At 42.3% G+C, this 610-nt stretch carries 1 protein-coding gene; it reads left to right on the forward strand.

Annotated features, from left to right (window positions below):
* Positions 1–20: 20 nt before the first annotated feature.
* Positions 21–610: transposase (locus CIK93_RS12530; protein ID WP_144269548.1), on the forward strand; the 590-nt coding region annotated here is incomplete at its 3' end.

A 610-nucleotide genomic window follows, 5' to 3' on the forward strand; every position in this document is an offset into this window, starting at 1 on the left:
TAGTTACAAAAATATTTAATATGACTACCGATTGCAAAGTTACAGAATTATTTTGTATTATAGACGAGTTTTGCAAACATTTTGATGCAGAAAATGCAGGAAATTTGCTGGAAGACAATAGCGGAGTGAAGCGTAGACGGCGTGCAGCATCGTTGTCCGACAGTGAAATCATGACGATTCTGTTGTATTTCCATTTCGGTACATTCCGCAATTTCAAGCACTACTACCTGTTCTTTATTAAGGGTACGATGAAGTCTTATTTTCCGAAAGCTGTGTCGTACAACCGCTTTGTGGAGTTGGAAAGCCGCGTGTTCTTCCAGCTCATGTTCTTCCTTAATCTGGGAGCTTTCGGAAGATGTACCGGCATAACATTCGTTGATTCCACGATGATACCCGTATGCCATAATCTCAGGAGATATGCCAATAAGGTATTCAAGGGAATTGCCACTGACGGAAAAGGAACAATGGGTTGGTGCCATGGCTTTAAGCTCCATCTTGCGTGCAATGACAGAGGCGAGATAATAGCGTTTGTACTTACTGGTGCAAATGTCAGCGACAAGGACCCGAATGTGTTCAAGGTTCTTGCTAAACGTTTGTATGGCAAGCTGTT

Origin of the sequence: Prevotella sp. P3-92 (assembly GCF_002251205.1) — a bacterium.
In the GTDB taxonomy this organism is placed as follows: Bacteria; Bacteroidota; Bacteroidia; order Bacteroidales; family Bacteroidaceae; genus Prevotella.